Below are 6,325 nucleotides of genomic sequence, written 5' to 3' on the forward strand. Positions count from 1 at the left end.
CAATTATTTAATTACTAACTCAGCAGAACCGGTCAATCACCCGAACTTCGTTGTTGTTCTGCATCGAGTCCCACGCCTGTTTCAGCGTTTGCAGAACATTACCGATGAAGTCCTTGTCGGCCGCAGCTTTCTTGCCGACATAACCGTGGCCACGGCGGTACATCTTCAGGCGGGCCAGCAGGTTCTGGTTGTTCTGGTCGAACTCTTCTTCACCAGCATGGGGCGACAGGCAGTCGATATGCACCTGGCCCGTCTTGCTGATCCACAGAATATGGCTGTCGTGGCTGTCTTTTTGCGCAGCGAACATACGAGCCAGTTCTTCAATAGTCGGTTGATTGTTCAGATTCATGATGTTGCCCCTTGACCAGTTTGGTGATCTTTCAAAGTTGATTCGCTAATACAGGTAGCCCATCGGTTAGTTGATCCCTGGCACCGAAACCAGGACGTCAGCGCTCGCCCGTGACAAGTACGGGGTCGTGCATCTGTTGCATGTAGTCGTGTTGAATAACTGCTACGCAATAGCGTCACAACGAGGAGAAGCAGCGAAAACCGGGAGGCTCCTTGACGACCTTTACAGTGTCGACCACAAGCGTCTTGAGAATTTTCGCCAGCGCTTCTCGTCCTTGTACTGGACGTTCAGGCCAGGTCAGCTTCTTCAATCTGCCTTGTGGGCAGCGTGTATTCGGAAAAAACAACTCGGCGGTCAGACGAGTTTGCTCAAGCGTGTTGCCAGTGCTCCCGATCGGGGAGCGTCTTCATCATGCAAAAGCAAAACGATGCCGTCAACGGTTTTGTAGTGATTATTTTTTCTCACTACATATTGTCGGACAAAGCTGTTTTGGAATGAGAAAGGATCCGTTCAGGCAACGGAAAAAGGCGCGTACAACGCGTAGAAGGTGCACGGGTAACCGTCCACTTCGCGCGGTTGGCAGGTGAATTCGCCGCCACTCAACTCGGGGATCAGTCGGGCCCAGAAGCGCTGTGCCGGCAGGTTGGCGTCGATATGGAAAATTTGCCACTGACCGGGGATACGGCTCAATAGGGCAGAGACGACAAATTGCGCGACGCCTTGGCCACGAAAGCGCCGGGCGATAAAGAAGTAGCCGATATTGAATTCGGCACCGGCGATGTGGGTGTCGTTGTCCACTGTCACGAAACCGGCGAGTTCGCCGTCGACGCGGATCAGAAAGGGCTGGGTGGCGGGATTGCGCCAGTAGTCGTCTTTCGGGTGAATGCTGAACAAACCGTGCCCGGCCAGTTTCAGCGGCAGCCATTCGCTGAAGTCGTGCATGTAGAACTGCATCAGGTTTTCCAGGGTGTCCCATTCGTCGCGGTGGGCGGGGTGCAGTGCGATGGTGGGCATAGTGGCTGAACTCCCGGCAGTGATGAGCCAGTATTGTGGCCCCAACACTTTGTAGTAAGCCCAGGTATTGCGAATGCACATACCTTGTGGCGAGGGGATTTATCCCCGTTGGACTGCGCAGCAGTCCCCCTGATGGTTGTAACAAAAGAGGAGCCGCTTCGCGACCTGACAGGGATAAATCCCCTCGGCACAGAGGCTGTGGTCATTGAGTTTTGCGCTTGGTACCGGTGGTTTTACTGCGTGTCGACTTGCGCTTTTTCTTCCACGGCGCGGCAGCCTTGCCTGACGGCGGCGGGCCGCTGATGGTCAGGCTCAGGCCGGAACAGCGGGTGACCTGTTTGCTCATCCATGCCGCTTGTTTGGTGACGAACTCTTCCAGACTCATTTCGCCGCTCTGCACCATGTCCAGCGCCTGTTCCCAGATCGCGGTAGTGCCGGGGTCGGCGATGGCGCGGGGCACGGCATCGATCAGGCTGAACGCCGCCGGTGTCGCGGCCAGTGCCTTGCCGTTCTTCACCAGATAGCCGCGATCCAGCAAACCCTGAATAATTGACGCCCGGGTCGCTTCGGTGCCGATGCCGGTAGTGTCCTTGAGTTTCTGTTTGAGCAGCGGATCCTCCACCAGTCTGGCGACGTTCTTCATCGCCTTGATCAGATCGCCTTCGGTGTAGGGCTTGGGCGGTTGCGTCCACAGGTCCTTGAGCCTGACGTCAGCCACCGCGCAGTCGATGCCCTCGCGCAATACCGGCAAGGTCTGCGGTGCGGGCGCTTCACGACCCTTGGCCGGTGCGAGTGCTTCGGGCAAGGCACGTTTCCAGCCCGGTTCGATGATCTGCTTGCCGACTGCGCGCAACGCTTCACCGGCGCAATCGAAATCGGCCTGGGTGCGATCGTATTCATGATTGGGCAGAAACTGCGCCAGATAGCGCGCGCGAATCAGTGTGTAGACCGCGCGGTGCTTGCCGCTCAGGCGTTCGAGGTTCTTCGCTGCAGCCGTGGGGATGATGCCATGGTGCGCGCTGACCTTGGCGTCGTTCCATGCCCGGGATTTGCGCTGGGGCTGCAGAAAGCCGTTGAGCACCTCAAGGCTCGGGTCGGCCTGACGCAATGCCGCCAGAATCTGCGGCGCCTCGCTGTGCTGGCTCAGGGGCAGATAGCCGCAGTCGCTGCGCGGGTAGGTGATGACCTTGTAGGTTTCGTAGAGGGCCTGGGCGATGTCGAGGGTTTCCTGTGCGCCGAGGCCGAGTTTCTTCGAGCAGACTTCCTGCAGGGTGCCGAGGTCAAAGGGCAGGGGTGCTACTTCGCGCATGCGCTCCGTGCGCAGCTTCACCACCCGGGCGCTGGCAGCACTACTCATAGCGGCTGCCGCTGTTTGAGCCAGCGCCTGATTCAGGCAGCGATCCTGATCGTCACAGGCGTCGCCCGGCGCCCGCCATTGCGCGGTGAATGCTGTGCCGTTGTGCAGCAGTTGCACATCGACGGCCCAGTACGGCACCGGGACGAAATCGGCAATGCTGCGGTCGCGATCGACCACCAGGCGCAGGGTCGGCGTCTGCACCCGGCCCACTGGCAGCACACCTTGATAACCGGATTGACGGCCCAGCAGCGTGAACAACCGGCTCATGTTCATCCCGATCAGCCAGTCCGCCCGCGAGCGACCCAGCGCCGAGTGATAGAGGCTGAACGTCTCTGCCCCCGGCTTCAGTGCGGCCAGCGCCTTGCGGATGGATGCCTCGTCCAGCGCCGACAGCCACAAGCGCCGAATCGGCCCGCGATAGCGACAGTGCTCGACCAGTTCCCGGGCAATCATCTCGCCCTCGCGGTCGGCGTCGGTGGCGATGATCAGTTCGCTGGCCTCGCCAAGCAGGCGCTTGACTGCCTTGTACTGGCTGGCAGTGCGCGGTTTGACGGTCATTTTCCATTTGTCCGGAATGATCGGCAGATCCGCCAGCACCCAGCGCTTGTAGCGGGCATCGTAGGCATCCGGCGGCGCGGTTTCGAGCAAGTGGCCAATGCACCAGGTCACCGTGACATCCGTTCCCAGCCAGCACCCGTCGCCCCGGCGCCGGGCACCGAGCACGGCCGCAATGTCTTTGGCCTGGGAAGGTTTTTCACAGAGGTACAGCCGCATAACCACCATCGTCGATCAAGGTCGGAACAGGTGCACAGAATGGCCGGACTTCGCATCAGGGGCAACGTTTATCTGTATGGATATACAGATAAAAACGATTGCAGCACGTGACGGGCAATCCGGGGACGTCACTCCGGCTATCGAGAAATTGATTAGCCTCGTGTTGCCCGCCATGTCAGGTTCAGTGCGTTTTTATGACAAGCACGTGACAGGACGATCCCGACACGGGATCGCCGTGGTCTGTCGGACACTGACTACTCAGAAACAAGGAAGTCCATCATGGCTCAAGCCACCTCCAGCACCAGCAGCGCCTACGACGACGTCAATACGTTCAGCCACCTGTACGACCGTGGCGTCGGTCTGGTCAACGGTAAACCATCGTTCACCGCCGACCAGGCCGCTGACGAAATTCTGCGCAAAGGCCTGTCGTGGAGCGACAAGAACGCTGACGGCAAAATCGACCTGAGCTACAGCTTCCTCACGGAAAAACCGGCGAACTACAATCCGCAACTGGGCAACTTCAGCGAATTCAGCGCCCAGCAGAAGGCGCAGGCCGTGCTGGCCATGCAATCCTGGGCCGATGTCGCCAGGGTCACGTTCACCGAGGGCAAGGGCGGCGACGGGCACATGACGTTCGGCAACTACGACGTCAGCACCGGTGGCGCGGCGTTTGCCTACCTGCCAAGCGGCGGCAGCTATGACGGCCAGTCGTGGTATCTGATCAACAATCAATATCAGGTCAACAAGACCCCGGACACCAACAACTACGGGCGCCAGACCCTGACCCACGAGATCGGCCACACCCTCGGTCTGTCGCACCCGGGCGCCTACAACGCCGGCAACGGCAACCCGACCTACAACGATGCCAAATACGCTGAAGATACCCGTGGCTACAGCCTGATGAGCTACTGGAGCGAAGCCAACACCGACCAGAACTTCAGCAAGGACGGCAGCGGCGCGTACGCCTCGGCGCCGTTGCTGGACGATATCGTTGCTGTGCAAAAACTCTATGGCGCCAACTACGCGACCCGTGCCGAGGACACTACGTACGGCTTCAATTCCAACGCCGAGCGCGATTTCTACAGCGCCACTTCGGCATCGTCGAAAGTGGTGTTTTCGGTGTGGGATGGCGGCGGCAACGACACGCTGGACTTCTCAGGCTTCAGCCAGAACCAGAAAATCAACCTCAATGAGGGTTCGTTCTCCGACGTCGGCGGTTTGGTCGGTAACGTGTCCATCGCTTACGGCGTGACCGTGGAAAATGCTTTGGGTGGTTCAGGCAATGATCTGCTGATCGGCAATGCGGCGGCCAATGATCTGCTCGGTGGTGCCGGTAATGACATCCTCTACGGTGGTGGCGGTGGCGATACCTTGTGGGGCGGTGCAGGCGCAGACACCTTTGTGTTTGGCGCGGCCAGCGATTCGACCATGACCGCGCCGGACTGGATCATGGATTTCACTAGCGGTCTGGACAAGATCGACTTGTCGGGGATCGCCGGTTTCGCCACGGGTGCAGCCTCGCTGAACTTCGTCAGCGGCTTCACCGGACATGCCGGCGACGCGATCCTGACCTACTTCGCGCAGACCAATCAGACCAGCCTGATGGTTGATCTGACGGGGCAGGGCTCGGTGGACTTTGCCGTCGGTGTGGTGGGGCAAGCGGTGGCGACTGATATTCTGGCGTGATGCCTGAAGATCGGCCCTCACCCTAACCCTCTCCCAGCGGGAGAGGGGACTGATTGGGGGATTTTGGCGAAATTCACCGACTTGAACGATTGGTTTTGAATCCATAATCGACTCGATTTTTCAGGTCGATGGATTTCGTCAGACAACTCGGTCAGTCCCCTCTTCCTCGGGGCGGTCCGACGTTTCGGGAGGGTCAGGGTGAGGGAGCTTTTGAAGTTGATGGGCCGTTCGGCTGTAAAACCACCCCAACCAGAACCGATGGGCTATACCTGAACCGGTCTCTTCGCCGTATTCAGGGGAACCCCATGAAAAGTTCCGGCCTCAGTCCCGTCATAAACCTCGAACAACTTGTCGGGTGCCTGGTGGTGAAATTCCACGGCATCCAGGTCGCTGCGTCCTCCCGCGTGCTGATCCTCAACGAAGCCAACTACCCGCCGGTTTATTACGTCCCCCGCGAAGACATCGACGAACAGTATTTCGCCCGCACCGATCACACCAGTTATTGCCCCTACAAGGGCGATGCCAATTACTTCAGTCTGCAAGTGCCGGGGCATGAAGGGGCGAATGCGGTGTGGACTTATGAGAAACCGAAAATCTCGGTCGAGCAGATCAAAAACTACGTGGCGTTTTATCCGGATCAGGTGAAGTTCGAAGTGATCAAGGCTGATGCCTGAGCAAAAAAACGGCGAGGGTAAAAGCCCTCGCCGATTGAGTTGTCTGGGTGAGTTTCAGTTCTTGTCGAGATCGATGTTCTTCGTCTCACGCAGACAGAACATTCCCACCACCAAACTCACCCCGGTAATCAGCACCGGGTACCAAAGCCCATAGAAAATATCCCCGGTGTACACCACCAGCGCAAACGACACGGTCGGCAGGAACCCGCCAAACCAGCCATTGCCGATGTGGTAGGGCAGGGACATCGAGGTATAGCGGATGCGCGTCGGGAACAGTTCGACCATCAGCGCCGCCAGCGGCCCGTAGCACATGGCCGAGATGATGATCAGCGCGACGATCAGCGCCACGATCATCGGTTTGTTGATCTGCTGCAGATCCGCCTGTTGCGGGTAACCAGCGAGTGTCACCGCGCCGCGCAGTGCGGCTTCGTCGTAGCCGTCGATCTTCATGTCGCCGATGCTCACCTGCAC

At 58.8% G+C, this 6,325-nt stretch carries 6 protein-coding genes; 2 read left to right on the forward strand and 4 right to left on the reverse strand.

The window, feature by feature from the left end; genetic code table 11:
• Positions 1-19: 19 nt before the first annotated feature.
• The 3 genes from DBR24_RS19795 to DBR24_RS19805 all read right to left on the reverse strand — a co-directional run bounded on the left by DBR24_RS19795 (position 20) and on the right by DBR24_RS19805 (position 3,494).
• Entirely contained in the window at positions 20-349 is a 330-nt protein-coding gene (locus DBR24_RS19795; protein ID WP_123467733.1) for a hypothetical protein, read from the reverse strand.
• A gap of 510 nt (positions 350-859) precedes the next feature.
• Positions 860-1,363 (reverse strand): GNAT family N-acetyltransferase, encoded by a 504-nt coding sequence (locus DBR24_RS19800; protein WP_128615594.1) that lies wholly within the window; start codon positions 1,361-1,363, stop codon positions 860-862.
• Positions 1,364-1,565: 202 nt separating this feature from the next.
• Complete coding sequence (locus DBR24_RS19805) at positions 1,566-3,494, reverse strand: DNA topoisomerase III (protein ID WP_128615595.1); 1,929 nt, start codon at positions 3,492-3,494, stop codon at positions 1,566-1,568.
• Between the two features lie 279 nt (positions 3,495-3,773).
• Between DBR24_RS19805 and DBR24_RS19810 the strand changes: the two genes are divergently transcribed.
• On the forward strand, positions 3,774-5,180 hold the full coding sequence (locus DBR24_RS19810; RefSeq protein WP_128615596.1) for a serralysin family metalloprotease: 1,407 nt from the start codon (positions 3,774-3,776) through the stop codon (positions 5,178-5,180).
• Positions 5,181-5,485: 305 nt separating this feature from the next.
• Positions 5,486-5,854, forward strand: coding sequence for a DUF427 domain-containing protein (locus DBR24_RS19815; RefSeq protein WP_123467739.1), 369 nt, complete (start codon positions 5,486-5,488; stop codon positions 5,852-5,854).
• 54 nt (positions 5,855-5,908) lie between these two features.
• Here DBR24_RS19815 and DBR24_RS31085 read toward each other — a convergent pair.
• On the reverse strand, positions 5,909-6,325 hold a 417-nt coding region (locus DBR24_RS31085; RefSeq protein ID WP_177490635.1), incomplete at its 5' end, for an MFS transporter.

Source organism: Pseudomonas sp. HMWF006, from assembly GCF_003061205.1.
GTDB lineage: Bacteria > Pseudomonadota > Gammaproteobacteria > Pseudomonadales > Pseudomonadaceae > Aquipseudomonas > Aquipseudomonas monsensis.